The following is a 14,701-nucleotide window of genomic DNA, read 5'->3' as shown; positions in this document are numbered from 1 at the left end:
ACAGTATTTTATTTGAAAGATAGAAAGGAAGTTTTTATATGTTTGGTTTTTTTAAAAAAGGTCTTGAATTAGTAGCTCCAGTATCAGGAAACGCAGTTGATTTATCTCAAGTTCCAGATCCTGTATTTTCACAAAAAATGGCTGGCGATGGTTTAGCTATAGAAGCAACTGGGGATACTGCTGTAGCTCCTTGTGATGGAACTATAACTCTAATTTTCAAAACAAATCATGCTTTTGGTATGCAATTAGACAATGGAGTTGAACTTCTTATTCACATAGGTATAGATACAGTTGAATTAAATGGAGAAGGTTTTGAAAGATTAATTGAAGAAGGTTCAAAAGTTAAAGCTGGAACTCCTATAATAAAATTCAATAGAGAATTTATAAAAGAGAAAGGGTTATCTTTATCAACACCAGTTCTTGTAACTAATGTTGATGTAGTTAAAGAATTAACTCCTTCTATAGGTAAACAAGTTTCTGCTGGAAAAGATATTGTTTTAACTATAAAAAAATAATATCTAAGGCACATGAAATAGCTAGAGGGTTTTATAAGTTTTTAACCCTCTAGCTATTTGTATTTTTAAGTCTTTCTATATGCATAGCTAAATATGATATTTCATTTTCATCTACAGTCTTATCTATTTCATCTTCGAGAATTTTTCCTATGCTCTCAGCCAACTTAAAAGATTCTTTAAAAGTATCTTTTATAACCTCTATCAAATCATTTTTAACTGTAGTTCCCTCTAAAATACGTTCTATACTAAATCTTATATGAGTTATAAATCTAGCATAATCTAAACTTTGCCTATCAACATAGATGTCTAAATTGTCCTCTATATATTCTATTACAGTATTACTTAAAAAAGCATATTTTATTGTATTAGAGAGTTTACCAGAATTTCTAGCTGTATGTATATGAAGTGTTATAAATCCTATTTCCCCATCAGGAATTTCAATTCCCATAGTCTTTTCTATAAATCTTGCTACTTTTGTTGCTATTTTAAATTCTTTATTATACAAAGTCTCTGTTTCTACTAAAAATGGATTTTGTATTTCTTCATTTGATTGTAATCTTTTTAATGTAAAAGCTATGTGGTCAGTTAGTGAAATGTGTATTTTCTCATCTAATTCTTCATCTAATTCTTGCTGTATCATATAAATTGCTTCTTCACACATTCCTATAACATTACTATCTGTATAATTTATAAGATTTTCGAAATTTTTACTATTCTCATCATTATCCAGTGTAAATATTTTTTCTATATTATCTTTAGCGTCTATTTTATCACCATGTTTTTTACCAAACCCTATTCCTTTTCCAAATAGTATCTTCTCTTTTCCATCATAATCTACTAAAACAACATTGTTGTTAAATACTTTTTTTGTACGAAAACTCACATAATCACCTCCTTATCCATAACATAATTTTAAGCATTACACGTCAGTTAAGCAACCATAATTTATTGTAATTTTTTTCAATTGTATATTTAAACGGTTTTTCATTAAATTTCTTGTTATAGTAAACCGCTTTCTACATAAAATAATCTTAAGAAAGGAGTTGACTCATATGGCAAGTAGTAAAGATGATTTAAAAGCTAGAGCTCGACAAATGCTTATAAACGGAGACGAATTTGAAAAAATAGAAAAAGACACTGGACTTAGGCAAAAGGATTTAAAAAGGATACAAAAAGAAATATCCTCTCACTTTTAAAATTATATAAAGTACCTCCTGAAAATTCAAATATATTTTATGCTATATGACCTCTCTTTTTAATTTAAATATAAAAATAATGGAATGTCTTAGCTCTTAGACATTCCATTATTCTTTAATCTATTTGGACTTCTACCCCAAAATGATCTGATATTATTTTTTTATTTTTATCATTAAATATAACTCTTGAATACTTAACTTCTAGTTGCTCATTTACTAAAATTAAATCTAACCTTAAGTCCTTAGAATTTTCTTCCCAGCCTGCAATATTCCCTTTAACTGTAGCACCATTATCCTTAACTTCTGCTAGAGTATAGGTATCGTAAAACTCCCTAGATATAATATAATCATACCCATGATTTCTCATAAAAGCATCATTGTTAAAGTCCCCTAAGATTATAGATGTTTTATCTTTATTTATTTGTTTCATTAACTTATCAACTTGGTTCTTAAAGGGTTCTTCTTTATCTTCCCACCAACCTAAGTGACAAGAATAAACAGAATATATTTTATCTTTGTATTCTATATCTACATTAACTATTTTTCTTGTTTTCCAAAATTCTAAGTTAGTGCTATTAGATATAAAAAATGACCTAAAGTCTTTTATCTTATGCTTAGTTAATATTCCTATTCCCTCTTCATAAATATCATATCCTATATGAGAATAATCCCATTTAAAATCATATTCATAACATCCTAAATTTTTAAGTTCCTCTACTAACATAAACATAAGGTTATCTTCTTTTACGTTTTCAAAAATTATATTACTTTTAATGAGTTGACTAACTTCCTGTAACCCCACAATATCATAATCATTTTTCTTTATAATCTTAGCTAAATACTTTAGTTTATCTATTTGATTTTCTTCCTGCCAAGAATGACAATTCAAAGTAAGTATTTTCACCTTTTTACACTCCTAAAACGTCTTGTATATCAGATTTTAGTACATCTGCCTTAGGTCCATATATAGCTTGGACTCCTTTATCTTTAACTATTAAACCTATAGCCCCACATTCTTTCCATGCTTTTTCATCTGCAACAAGACCCTTATCCTTTACAGTAACACGTAATCTTGTCATACAAGCATCCACATCTACTATATTCTCTTTTTCACCTAATAATTTTATTATTCTTAATGGTAAATCACCATTTGATGTAGTTTTACATTTGTTTTGTTCTGCATTTCCTTCTTCTTCAACTTCTGAATCAATATAATTTCCATTACGTCCTGGAGTAGGTATATTGAACTTCTTTATTAAAAATGAGAATACTCCATAGTTTAAGAAGAAGAATACAACACAAGTTATAAAGAAATTAATTAAATCTAATATAAGACCTGCATTAACCATCATAGGTGTACGAGTTAAAAATTCTATAAATCCAAAAGCATGAACTCTTAAATGTATAATATCTGCTAGTGCAAATCCTATTCCTGTAATAATTGCATATACAACATATAAAATTGGTGATATAAACATAAACATGAATTCTATTGGTTCTGTAACTCCTGTTAAAAATACAGCTATTGCAGCTGAGAAGAATACAGTCTTGTATTTACTTCTTTTATCTTTGTCAACATTTTTATACATTGCAAAGGCTACACCTATTAGTGATGCCGATGATAATATAACCTGACCTGCTTTAAAACGAGCTGGAGTTATTGATGTTAATAATGCGTTATAGTCAGACATATTTCCTGCTGCCTTTAAGTTAACTAAATCACTAATCCAAGCTAGCCATAATGGGTCTTGACCTGCAACAGCTGTTCCTGCAGCTGCTCCTGTAACTATATGATAAACTCCTCCAAGTTCTGTATAATTTATCGGTACTGTTAACATATGATGCAATCCAAAAGGTAATAATAAACGTTCTAGCGAACCAAACACAAATGGTGCAAATATGGGTGCAGTATCCTTAGACGTTGCTATCCATTGACCGAAAGCATTTAATGCTCCTTGTATAAATGGCCAAACTAAAGAAAGTATCATTGCCATTACTGTTGATCCTACTATTACAACAAACGGTACAAAACGTTTACCATTGAAAAATGCTAGTGCTTGTGGTAATTTATTAAAGTTATAATATTTGTTATATAAGTATGCTCCTAAGAAACCTGATATTATTCCTATAAATACACCCATATTTAATGCTGGCGCACCAAGTATGCTTGTAAAATAATTTTTAACTTCAAGTTCTCTACCAATAAGCGAATGTACTACAGCTTCTGGTTCGCTAAGCATAGCTCCTGAAACTCCAAATATAGCCCCAGTAATACGATTAGTTAATATAAAAGCTATAAGAGCTGCAAATGCTCCACCTGCACGTTCCTTAGCCCAAGACCCACCTATTGCTACTGCAAATAGTATGTGTAAATTACCTATGATTCCCCAACCTATATCTTCCATAACCCTTGCTATAGCTTGAATTAAACTAATATCACAAGACATGCCTATTAATTTTCCAATAGAGATCATAAGTCCTGCTGCAGGCATAACTGCTACAACAACCAATAAAGCTTTTCCAAACTTCTGCCAGAAATCAAAAGAGAAAAATTTATTTTTTTCTTTAACCTTCATACTACCACCCCTAATATTTTATTATAATATTCTATAAATTCTAGCTTCCCAAGGATTTAATTTAAATTCTTTTAAGTTTCCATGTTTCTTCACAGCATAATTGCTTAATAATAAATTATCATAGCATAATGTATAATTATCATATGAATATACTGTTTCATTATCAGTTAAATTTGCTATAATAATGAATTTTTCATTATTATAACTTCTAGTGTAAGCATAAATCTCATCGTGTTCTTCTAATATTAAATTGTATTTACCGTATATTAAAGTTTCATTTGTCTTTTTAATTTTTATCATATTTTTATAAAAATTAAATATAGAATTGTTATCTAAAATTTGCTTCTCTACGTTTATTTCTTTATAATTTGGATTTACTTGAATCCATGGTTTTCCTGAAGTAAACCCAGCATTAGCTTCACCATTCCATTGCATTGGAGTACGTGCATTATCCCTTGATATAGCCCATATAAATTTCATAGCTTCATCTTCTGAAAGACCTTGTTTTATTTTTTCTTTATAAATATTTATACCTTTTACATCATCATAATCTCCTATAGAATCAAATTTTACATTTGTCATTCCTATTTCTTGTCCTTGGTATATGAAAGGTGTTCCTTCTTGCATAAAATAAATAAGACCAAAGGCTTTTGCGCTTTCACTTAAATACTTCTTGTCATTGCCCCATGTGGATGCAACCCTTGGGATATCATGATTTTCTATAAATAATGCATTCCACCCCTTATTGTGCAAAGCATTTTGCCATTTACTTAAAACCTTCTTGAAACCATTTACATCAAATTTCTTATTATTCTCATAATCCCAAAGCTCTAAATGTTCGAACTGAAATACCATATTGAACTTACCCTTTTCTTCTCCAACCCATAAATCTGCATCATCTGCTTTTACTCCATTTGCTTCACCAACAGTCATAATGTCATACTTATTAAAGGTTTCCTTTTTAAGTTCATCAAGATATTCATGAATTCCATTAACATTCATATGTTTGTCAAAGGACGAAACATATTTTAAGTTTTCTGGATTTGGCATATCTTCTAATCCTTCTTCTTTCTTTATATGACTTATCGCATCTACCCTAAACCCATCTATACCTTTATCTAGCCACCAGTTAATTGTTTTATATATTTCTTTACGAACATCTTTATTTTTCCAGTTTAAATCTGGTTGCTTTTTAGTAAACAAATGCAAGAAATATTCCTGAGTTTTCTCATCATATTCCCATGCAGAACCTTTAAAAATGCTCTCCCAATTGTTTGGCTCTTTACCGTCTTTATCTTGTCTCCATATATACCAATCTCTTTTAGGGCTACTCTTTGACTCTCTAGATTCTATAAACCACTTATGTTCATCACTGGTATGGTTTACTACTAAATCTATTATTAGCTTCATTTTTCTTTCATGAACTTCTTTTAAAAGTTCATCAAAATCATTCATATCTCCAAAATTATCCATTATATCTTTATAATCACTTATATCATAGCCATTATCATCATTTGGAGACTTATACATTGGGCATATCCAAATAACATCTATACCTAAATCTTTTAAATAATCTAATTTGCTTATTATTCCTTGTATATCTCCTATACCATCCCCATTAGAGTCCTTAAAACTCCTAGTATATATTTGATATGCTACTGCTTCTTTCCACCATAGTTTCTTCATTTCCAACCTCCTCTTTAAAGGCAACCGTTTGCATAATTCATTAAAAAATTTTCTCTGTATTCAGTTTTTTATAGTATATCACCCAAAGTAAAAGTTTACAATATGTGATTTTTTCCAAAAAACCTATTCTATTTTATTTATCTTTAAAATAATTACTTATTCTTTCATTTCCTTTCATGCAACCGATTGTTTTTTACCCAAATCATACTTTTATATTCTTAAAAATAACCTTACTTAATAACAAAATTCTCTTAGTGATAGTTTACAGCTTATATTATAAGCATCATTAATACTCCAACTCAAGAAGTTCGAGTATTAATACTAGTTAATGATTGTGTCATATAACCTAACCCATTAACTTTAACTTATATAAAGCACTAACTATCTCATAGATTCCCTTTCTATAAGATGCGTTTCCACTATATAATGTTTTTTTTCACTTTCATTATTCTCTAATTTATCTATCAATAACTTAGTTGCATAATACCCTAAATTAGTTGGATTTATATCTACAGATGCAAGTCTAGGCGTTCTCAGTTCATCTAAGGGAATATTATTAAATCCAACAATAGCTATATCATTTATGCCCTTCTCTTCCATAACTTTCATTGCTCCGAATGCCAACAAATCATCTGTCGCTATGATTGCAGATACTTTATTTCCTTTTAATATAGTTTGCATAGCTTCATATCCAGATTTTTCTGAAAAGGCTTCACCACCTACCATTATATTTTTATTTATATTAATTCCATTCATTTCACAGGCAACTTCATATCCCTTAAGTCTATCTTTAGATACATTCCAATGCTCTTTTGCATATATTAAACCAATATCTTTATGTCCTTTATGTACAAGTTTATTAACTAAGCTATACATAGCTTGAAAGTTATCGTTATCAACCCATAAAACACCATCAGTATCCTCCGGTCTTCCTATAACAACAAACGGAAAGTTTATTTCCTTTAAATAAGCTATCATTTCATCATTATCCTTTGCCCTTAAAAGACACACACCATCTACTAACTTACTGTTAGTAAAGTCCATTATATATTTTTTTTCACTTTCATCATCTTTGCTAAATGCATAAGTTATATAATAATCCTTACTTTGTGCATACAAGCTCATGCCCTTCATTGCTTGTAAGAAAAATGGATTACCAAATAAATCTTGAGCTTCATTAGGCAAAACAACTCCAAGAATACGTGTCTTATTATTTGCTAATCCCCTTGCTATGGCATTAGGTTTATAATTCAATTTATCTATTGCTTCTTGAACCCTGTTTTTTGTTTCATCGCTTATTTTAGGATTATTAGATAAAACTCTAGATACTGTAGAAGTAGCTACATTAGCTTCTCTTGCTACATCTCTTATTGTAACTGCCATTTCAACCCGCCTCCTAAATATTTATATTCTATTGTATTTAGCTTTTTAATACTTTTGTTCAATGAATATAGTAACAGTTAACTTAAAGTTTAACAAGGTTTTATATGTTTTTTTAATAAATTACTAATATTTACTTGCTTCTACTTATTATTTGGTATCTATAGCTACACTTTACTTGTGTAACATTGTTTATTTTAGCATACCTTTTTTATCATTATTACTCTTTAAATCCCGTTATATTATTACTAATACTTATATATGTATATTATAATGCCAAATTTAATATATTAATTATTTTTGAAATAAAAAATATAATATTTATAACTATTAATATTATAATTATTATTTTAACATTTCTTTTAGTTATAATAACTTCATTACTATTTTTATGTTTATTTTTTCTATATATACAATAAAGATATATAAAAACAATTCCTTCTATTAACAAGCAAATCCAATCTATATTTCCTTTTAGTATTATTAACATTAATTCTACTCCTTTATAAAAGTCATAATAGCACTAGCTAAAATATGATTCTTAAAATTTTTCCTTCAGTGTTATAAAAAAGTTGAAATGAATTCAAAAATAATCTTAAACTAAATAAAATAAGATATATATTAATGTAAATATTATATAATAAAATTTCTGTATTATGTCCAAATGCAGAAATTAAATAGTATTTAGAATAAAAATAACCAATATATTTATTTTAAAATGTATTACTATAAACCATTTTAAAATAAGCATATTGGTTATAAACATCTAAATATAGATTAACATCAATTGCTTTATATCCTATTGTACTTAGCTTTTCAAATCCTTCTATTAAATAAACATAGAAACAGTTACCTTAAATTTCAACAAGATTTTATATATTTTTATGCATTTTTTAAGAATAATTTTCTAATATTCACTTCTATCTCACCATTTTTATCCATCTTTATGTAGACACTTATTTTCCCTGTTGTGTTTTTTTCAACTTCGTCTAGTATTACAATATCCTTACCCTGATTATAATTTGGTATATTCATCTTTAATACAGTTGTTTTAAAGTTACCCTTTGGCTTTATATTTACAAGTTTTTTATCTCTTTTACCTATTTCATCAATAACAACTGGTCCATCAGATAAATTATAATTAACCAGTATATTACTTATATCTTCTTTTGTATCATTGTATATGGTAATATCTAATCCTGAATCACCAGATTTAGCCATATCATATACTATAAATCCTAAAGCAAACATTAATATTGCTAAAGTTATAAGAAGCTTTTTGTTTTTCAAAATATTAACCCCCTAAATAATTTAAATATCTATTATTTAGCACATAAATACATTTTATCAGAAAATTCAAACTTGTAAAACTAAAAGATTATCAATAACTATTTGTTCTATGCCTATTATTGATAATACTCCCATCTCTTAAATAGAAACTCTATACCCATTAAGGTATAATCCTTCTACCATTCATCTAGAGCAACACTATACTTTTAAGTAAATTCCATATAGATATTACAGTTGGTAGCCATCAGATAAAATTAAGGACAACTTAATAAACCTCTCTTATATATTACCATTATTTTCAATTTTATAACATAAGTGAATTTATTAATTCTTTTGTCCAATGTAACTTTTATAAGCAACCACTATTTTGTTGTTATCTGAAATAACTATACCAATAAGTGCTATTATCCAATTTTTTTAGCACCATATGAATTACAAAAAAAGTTAACACACATATACCTGATACAAGATGCCCATTAACATGTACAGCATCTTGCTTTATTATAAACCAATTTAAAGGCAATAAAATTATAATAGATGATGAAAAACTCAATAATGAACATTTTATTTTACCTTTTGTTCCCTTATACTTTAAACTTAAATTTTTCATTAAAAACCTTATTTCATATTGTAATACAAACCAATTTAAAAACAGTATCATAACACTGTTTAATGAAATATTAACTCTTAATAACTGGGATATAAAAAATATAAATGTACATATAACTAAATACATGTTAAAGTTTTTTAAAAATATTATTGTCTTTAAGTTTTTAGGCTCATATGATTGTATTACATTTTTACAAAAGGTTCCTATATCTTCTCCTACTATACTTTTCACACATAGGTTGTTATTCTGAGCTGATAAAAGCATATCCTTTATATCCTCTTCTACTTCATGTAAAAAACTAGTGTCAATATTACAATTTTGCAAATAAACAAATATATCAAGATATGCTAACTCGTATTCTCCTACTAATCCTGTATTACCAATATACGCTCTCAAGACTATCCCTCCTCTAAAATTTTATTTACATCTACATATAACTTATTCCAATACCTTTTAAAATAGTCTAATTCTTTTTTTCCTATTTCCGTTAAATAAAAATATTTTCTTGTTACTCCATTGTCCTGCCTTAGTTTTTCTGATGTTATTAGTCCATTTTTTTCAAGTCTTAATAAAAGTGGATACAAGGTACCCTCTACCATATCTGAAAAACCTCTATCCTTTAATTTAATTAATAGCTCATATCCATAAGTTACTTCCTTAGATATAATGCTTAAAATACATCCTTCTAAAATACCTTTTAAAATTTGAGTGTTATTCACTATTTTCTCACCACCTTAAATACTATGTAATACAAAGTATATTTTATATTATACATAAGTTTACCTTGTAATGCAAAGTATGTAATTAAAATTTAAAATTTAATTATTAGTTTTTCTGAGCAACGTGAAGAAAAACATCCCTCACTCTCAACTCTCCCCCTTCAATTTTCAACTCAAAAAACTTGCTACTTGTTACTCACAACTTGTCATTAAGAGAAATATATTCTTTGAAAAATTTCAAAATAATTCCTAAATGCTATATTGTTAATCCAAATTTTCTGATGTATAATTATTTCATCTGATAAGGCACATTCAAAAATAACAATTCAGTATGCTAGTCTATTTTGCGTCATACTGCGTCAGCTATATTAGCCTATAGTCTATGCTATGAACTAATATAACTTCCTTGTCTGACACAAAACATACATAGCATCTTTGACTTGTTATTTTCTTTCATCTGCCTAAGATTAATTATTTCTTTTTCATAGGACACTTACTCTTATTAAAAGGATTTATCTACTTAAAAACTCTATCTAATTGCAAGGATACAGTACTCTAAGCAAAAGGATGAAGGAAAAATAGAATTTTAAGACCTAATATATGTAGGTTTATTTTTGATTAAAAAATTCTGCCCTTCTACACTTTTGTAGAAGGGCTTTTTAGTTTTAAAGATAGGAGATATAAGTTTTATGGAAACAAGAGTCGGGGTTGTTGGAATAGTGGTTGAAGATTTAACTTCCGTTCCTATGGTTAATGATATTCTTCATAATTTTTCACATATTATAGTTGGAAGAATGGGGATACCCTATAGGGAAAAGGAAATTTCGGTTATCTCTTTAATTGTAGATGGTACTACAGATGAAATAAGTTCCCTTACTGGAAAACTCGGAAAGCTAAATGGCATTAATGTAAAATCAGCAATAACTAAAAAATAGGAGTGTTGTTATGGATATTAGAAACCTTATAAATAACATAGCGTTTAACAATTATGAACCAAGTATTGATGAGCTTGAACGAATTATATCTGTTAATGGTGATGATATGCACTACTTATTTTCTGTAGCAGATAAAGTTCGTGAAGAGTATTGCTCAGATGAAGTTCAAATTAGAGCAATAATAGAGTTCTCAAATTACTGTAGGTGTCAATGTAAATACTGTGGTTTGAATTGCCATAATACAGAAGTTAAGCGGTATAGAATGTCTCCAGAAGAAATTGTATCCACAGCAAAAGAGGCAGTTGATGCAGGTTATAAAACCTTGGTATTACAATCTGGAGAAGATATGTTCTATACAAAGGATATGGTCTGTAACATAGTAAAAGATATTAAAGCAATAGATGATATAGCTATTACTTTAAGCATTGGGGAAAGGAGCTGCGATGAATTTAAAGCATTTAAGGAAGCTGGAGCTGATAGATTTTTAATCAAACATGAAACGGCAGACGAAGATCTTTATAATTCGCTTCATCCTCATTCAACATTTAAAAGAAGAATACAATGTTTAAAAGATTTAAAATCCTTAGGATTTCAAACTGGTAGCGGATTCATGATAGGTCTTCCACATCAAACCAACAGAATAATAGCTAAAGATATTATGCTTCTTAAAGAAATTGGAGTTCATATGGCTGGAATAGGACCTTTTATATCTCATCCAAAAACAGATCTTAAAGATTGTAATAATGGTGATGCAATGATGACATTAAAAGCCGTTGCAACTACTAGAATACTTCTTAAAGATCCAATGTTACCTGTTACTACTTCCTTAGGGGTCTTAGAGGAAAAAAATAAATCCTTAGCCTTTGGTAGTGGTGCTAATGTAATAATGCAAAAAGTTCAACCTATACAATATAGAAAAATGTATGAAATATATCCAAAAGACACTAAAGATGAACCTTCAGTTTTAGCTAAAAGACTAGAACTAGAAGATTTTATTAAAAGTTGTGGTAGAAAAATAAGTAAATCCAGAGGAGACTTTGGATTATTAAAATAATTTATTAGGAGTGTATTATTATGAAAGATTTTAAAGCTGAAGACTTTATAATTGATGAAGAAATTTTATCATCAATGGAAGAAGGAAAAAAACTTAGTCCAAATAAAGACTATGTAAGAGAAATATTAAATAAAGCTAAAACTTGTGAAGGATTGAATCATAGAGAAGCTGCTGTTTTACTTAATATAGAGGATGCAGAAACTCTTGAAGAAATGTATAAAGTTGCTGGAGAATTAAAACAAAAAATCTATGGTAAAAGAATAGTTTTATTTGCTCCATTATACGTATCAGATTATTGTGTAAATGAATGCGAATACTGTGGATACAAACATTCAAATTGCTCATTTAAGAGAAAAAAACTTACAATGGATGAACTTAAACAGGAAATTAAAATACTTGAATCTATGGGTCATAAAAGACTTGCTTTTGAAGCTGGTGAAGATCCTGTAAATTGTGACCTGGATTATGTACTTGAATGCATAAAGACTATATACTCATTAAAATTTAATAATGGAAGTATAAGAAGAATAAATGTAAATATAGCTGCAACTACAATTGAAAACTATAAAAAACTTAAAGACGCTGATATTGGCACATATATATTATTCCAAGAAACTTATCATAAAGAAACCTATGAAAAATTTCATAAAAAAGGTCCAAAACATAATTATAATTATCATACAACAGCTATGCACAGGGCTAGAACTGCTGGAATTGATGATGTAGGAATTGGTGTATTATACGGACTTTATGATTATAAATATGAAACTATAGCAATGCTTATGCATGCTGAAAGTCTTGAAAAAGATACAGGAGTAGGTCCTCACACAATATCTGTTCCAAGACTTCGTCCTGCTGAAAATGTATCATTAAAGAACTTCCCTCATCTCGTTGATGATAAAAACTTCAAAAAACTTGTTGCTGTAATAAGACTTACAGTTCCATATGTTGGAATGATACTTTCTACTAGAGAAGATACAGAATTTAGGAAAGAAGTTATGGCTGTTGGAATTTCTCAAATAAGTTCTGGTTCATGTACCGGTGTTGGAGGTTACGCTGACTCTGAAAGAACTGCCCCTGAACAAAAACCCCAATTTGAAGTTGGTGACCATAGAAGTCCTCTAAGAATTATAAAAGATTTGTGCAAAGATGGATATATTCCAAGCTATTGTACTGCATGCTATAGGGAAGGTAGAACTGGTGATAGATTTATGAGACTAGCTAAGACTGGCCAAATATGTAATGTCTGTCAACCTAATGCTTTGTTAACTCTTAAAGAATTCCTTTTAGATTATGGTGATGACGAAGCAAAAGAAATGGGTAATAAATTAATTGAAAAAGAAATTGAAGAAATAAAGAATCCTACTGCAAAAGAAGTAGCTATAGAAAGACTTAAAAAAATAGAAAACGGTGAAAGAGATTTAAGATTCTAAGAAAGGATATATATTTATGTTAAATACGCCTAAAGCAAATAGACTACACATTGCTATATTTGGGAAAAGGAATGCTGGTAAATCTAGCTTGTTAAATGCTATTACAAACCAAAACCTCTCATTAGTATCCGATGTTGCTGGTACTACTACTGATCCAGTTTTTAAAGCTATGGAACTTCTACCTATAGGACCTGTAATGCTTGTTGATACAGCTGGCCTTGATGATGAAGGTACCCTTGGAGAACTTAGAATTGAAAAAACTCTTGATGTTATGAATAAAACTGATTTGGCTCTACTAGTTTTTACTGGAGAAAATAATAATTTTTCTATGGAATTAGATTGGTTTAAAAACCTTAAAGATAAAAACATCCCTGTTATTGGTGTAATAAATAAAATAGATGAATTTAATCTTACTGAAGATAATCTTAAAGAATCTTTCCCTATACCATTTGTATCAGTAAGTGCAATTCAAAACTTAAATATAGGTGCTTTAAAGGAAGCTATAATAAAATATGCTCCTTCAGATTTTGAAAACCCTACAATCGTTGGTGATATTCTTAATCCAAAAGACATGGTAATCGTTGTTGCTCCTCAAGATATCCAAGCACCTAAAGGAAGACTTATACTTCCTCAGGTTCAAATAATAAGAGATATTTTAGATCACGATGCCATGGCTTTAACTGTTAAGGACTCAGAACTTAAAGATATATTATCATCATTAAATAGAAAACCTGATTTTGTGATTACGGATTCTCAAATATTTAAAAAAGTTAATGAAATAGTACCGAAAGATATACCTTTAACCTCTTTTTCAGTTCTTATGGCTAGATATAAAGGTGATTTAGATATATTTAAAGCTGGTGCTAAGGCAATTAATAATTTGAAACCTAATGATAAAATTCTTATTGCAGAAGCCTGTACTCATCATTCTTTAAAAAACGACATAGCAAGAGAAAAAATACCTATGTGGCTTGAAAATAAGGTAAATGGCAAATTATTATTTGATGTGAAATCTGGGTCAGATTTTCCTAAAGATTTAACTGAATATAAGCTAATAGTTCACTGTGGAAGTTGTATGTTTACTAGAAAAGAACTCTTATCAAGATTAAGTAGATGTGTTGAGCAAAATGTACCTATAACAAACTTCGGTGTTGCAATTGCAGAGATTAATGGAATACTTGATAGAGTAACAACTATGTTCTAATTGAGAATTATGGTTGAAAGTCACAGGATTCCTAAATAAAAGTTGAAGGTTGAGAGTTGAAAGTTGTGGTTAAAAATCAAAGATTTACTTAAAAATATTTTTT

At 28.6% G+C, this 14,701-nt stretch carries 15 protein-coding genes; 6 read left to right on the top strand and 9 right to left on the bottom strand.

Going from position 1 to position 14,701, the window contains the following annotated elements; genetic code table 11:
* Window positions 1-38: 38 nt before the first annotated feature.
* Entirely contained in the window at window positions 39-515 is a 477-nt protein-coding gene (locus BM119_RS11710) for a PTS sugar transporter subunit IIA (RefSeq protein WP_090041687.1), read from the top strand.
* Window positions 516-564: 49 nt separating this feature from the next.
* Here the strand turns inward: BM119_RS11710 and glcT are convergent, their stop codons facing one another.
* On the bottom strand, window positions 565-1,398 hold the full coding sequence (gene glcT / locus BM119_RS11705) for a glucose PTS transporter transcription antiterminator GlcT (protein ID WP_090041685.1): 834 nt from the start codon (window positions 1,396-1,398) through the stop codon (window positions 565-567).
* 169 nt (window positions 1,399-1,567) lie between these two features.
* Here glcT and BM119_RS19910 point away from each other — a divergent pair, with 169 nt between their 5' ends.
* On the top strand, window positions 1,568-1,711 hold the full coding sequence (locus tag BM119_RS19910; RefSeq protein WP_177199404.1) for a hypothetical protein: 144 nt from the start codon (window positions 1,568-1,570) through the stop codon (window positions 1,709-1,711).
* A gap of 115 nt (window positions 1,712-1,826) precedes the next feature.
* On the opposite strand, the gene BM119_RS11700 is transcribed toward BM119_RS19910, so the two are convergent.
* From BM119_RS11700 to BM119_RS11665, 8 genes are all read right to left on the bottom strand, one after another.
* Window positions 1,827-2,615, bottom strand: coding sequence for an endonuclease/exonuclease/phosphatase family protein (locus BM119_RS11700; protein ID WP_090041684.1), 789 nt, complete (start codon window positions 2,613-2,615; stop codon window positions 1,827-1,829).
* Between the two features lie 4 nt (window positions 2,616-2,619).
* Window positions 2,620-4,287 (bottom strand): PTS transporter subunit IIBC, encoded by a 1,668-nt coding sequence (locus tag BM119_RS11695; protein ID WP_090041682.1) that lies wholly within the window; start codon window positions 4,285-4,287, stop codon window positions 2,620-2,622.
* A 21-nt stretch (window positions 4,288-4,308) separates the two neighbouring features.
* On the bottom strand, window positions 4,309-5,973 hold the full coding sequence (locus tag BM119_RS11690; protein ID WP_090041681.1) for a glycoside hydrolase family 13 protein: 1,665 nt from the start codon (window positions 5,971-5,973) through the stop codon (window positions 4,309-4,311).
* Between the two features lie 381 nt (window positions 5,974-6,354).
* Window positions 6,355-7,356 carry a LacI family DNA-binding transcriptional regulator gene (locus BM119_RS11685; RefSeq protein ID WP_090041679.1) on the bottom strand — a complete coding sequence of 334 codons (1,002 nt, stop codon included), beginning with the start codon at window positions 7,354-7,356 and terminating at the stop codon, window positions 6,355-6,357.
* Between the two features lie 265 nt (window positions 7,357-7,621).
* Window positions 7,622-7,843: a hypothetical protein gene (locus BM119_RS11680; protein ID WP_090041677.1), complete on the bottom strand. Its 222-nt coding sequence runs from the start codon at window positions 7,841-7,843 to the stop codon at window positions 7,622-7,624.
* Between the two features lie 392 nt (window positions 7,844-8,235).
* A complete protein-coding gene (locus tag BM119_RS11675; RefSeq protein WP_090041675.1) occupies window positions 8,236-8,643 on the bottom strand; it encodes a hypothetical protein in 408 nt (135 codons plus the stop codon).
* A 373-nt stretch (window positions 8,644-9,016) separates the two neighbouring features.
* On the bottom strand, window positions 9,017-9,649 hold the full coding sequence (locus tag BM119_RS11670) for a hypothetical protein (protein ID WP_090041674.1): 633 nt from the start codon (window positions 9,647-9,649) through the stop codon (window positions 9,017-9,019).
* Between the two features lie 2 nt (window positions 9,650-9,651).
* Window positions 9,652-9,972, bottom strand: coding sequence for a PadR family transcriptional regulator (locus tag BM119_RS11665; RefSeq protein ID WP_341465756.1), 321 nt, complete (start codon window positions 9,970-9,972; stop codon window positions 9,652-9,654).
* Between the two features lie 689 nt (window positions 9,973-10,661).
* Between BM119_RS11665 and BM119_RS11660 the strand changes: the two genes are divergently transcribed.
* The 4 genes from BM119_RS11660 to hydF are packed head-to-tail and all read left to right on the top strand — an operon-like array spanning window position 10,662 to window position 14,598.
* Window positions 10,662-10,907: a TM1266 family iron-only hydrogenase system putative regulator gene (locus tag BM119_RS11660; protein ID WP_090041670.1), complete on the top strand. Its 246-nt coding sequence runs from the start codon at window positions 10,662-10,664 to the stop codon at window positions 10,905-10,907.
* A gap of 10 nt (window positions 10,908-10,917) precedes the next feature.
* On the top strand, window positions 10,918-11,961 hold the full coding sequence (gene hydE / locus BM119_RS11655) for a [FeFe] hydrogenase H-cluster radical SAM maturase HydE (RefSeq protein ID WP_090041669.1): 1,044 nt from the start codon (window positions 10,918-10,920) through the stop codon (window positions 11,959-11,961).
* A gap of 17 nt (window positions 11,962-11,978) precedes the next feature.
* A complete protein-coding gene (gene hydG, locus BM119_RS11650) occupies window positions 11,979-13,394 on the top strand; it encodes a [FeFe] hydrogenase H-cluster radical SAM maturase HydG (protein ID WP_177199408.1) in 1,416 nt (471 codons plus the stop codon).
* A 16-nt stretch (window positions 13,395-13,410) separates the two neighbouring features.
* Window positions 13,411-14,598 (top strand): [FeFe] hydrogenase H-cluster maturation GTPase HydF, encoded by a 1,188-nt coding sequence (gene hydF, locus BM119_RS11645; RefSeq protein WP_090041666.1) that lies wholly within the window; start codon window positions 13,411-13,413, stop codon window positions 14,596-14,598.
* Window positions 14,599-14,701: the final 103 nt, after the last annotated feature.

It is taken from the genome of Clostridium frigidicarnis, assembly GCF_900111985.1.
Taxonomy (GTDB): Bacteria; Bacillota; Clostridia; order Clostridiales; family Clostridiaceae; genus Clostridium_Z; species Clostridium_Z frigidicarnis.
The sequence above is the reverse complement of the archived record's forward strand: the minus strand, read 5'-3'. Positions and strand labels throughout refer to the sequence as shown.

Excerpts from the sequence above, each read along its gene's own strand:
- BM119_RS11695 (WP_090041682.1), bottom strand. The coding sequence starts at position 4,287 with ATGAAGGTTAAAGAAAAAAATAAATTTTTCTCTTTTGATTTCTGGCAG.
- hydE (WP_090041669.1), top strand. The coding sequence starts at position 10,918 with ATGGATATTAGAAACCTTATAAATAACATAGCGTTTAACAATTATGAA.
- hydF (WP_090041666.1), top strand. The coding sequence starts at position 13,411 with ATGTTAAATACGCCTAAAGCAAATAGACTACACATTGCTATATTTGGG.
- BM119_RS19910 (WP_177199404.1), top strand. The coding sequence starts at position 1,568 with ATGGCAAGTAGTAAAGATGATTTAAAAGCTAGAGCTCGACAAATGCTT.
- BM119_RS11660 (WP_090041670.1), top strand. The coding sequence starts at position 10,662 with ATGGAAACAAGAGTCGGGGTTGTTGGAATAGTGGTTGAAGATTTAACT.
- BM119_RS11685 (WP_090041679.1), bottom strand. The coding sequence starts at position 7,356 with ATGGCAGTTACAATAAGAGATGTAGCAAGAGAAGCTAATGTAGCTACT.
- BM119_RS11680 (WP_090041677.1), bottom strand. The coding sequence starts at position 7,843 with ATGTTAATAATACTAAAAGGAAATATAGATTGGATTTGCTTGTTAATA.
- BM119_RS11690 (WP_090041681.1), bottom strand. The coding sequence starts at position 5,973 with ATGAAGAAACTATGGTGGAAAGAAGCAGTAGCATATCAAATATATACT.
- BM119_RS11710 (WP_090041687.1), top strand. The coding sequence starts at position 39 with ATGTTTGGTTTTTTTAAAAAAGGTCTTGAATTAGTAGCTCCAGTATCA.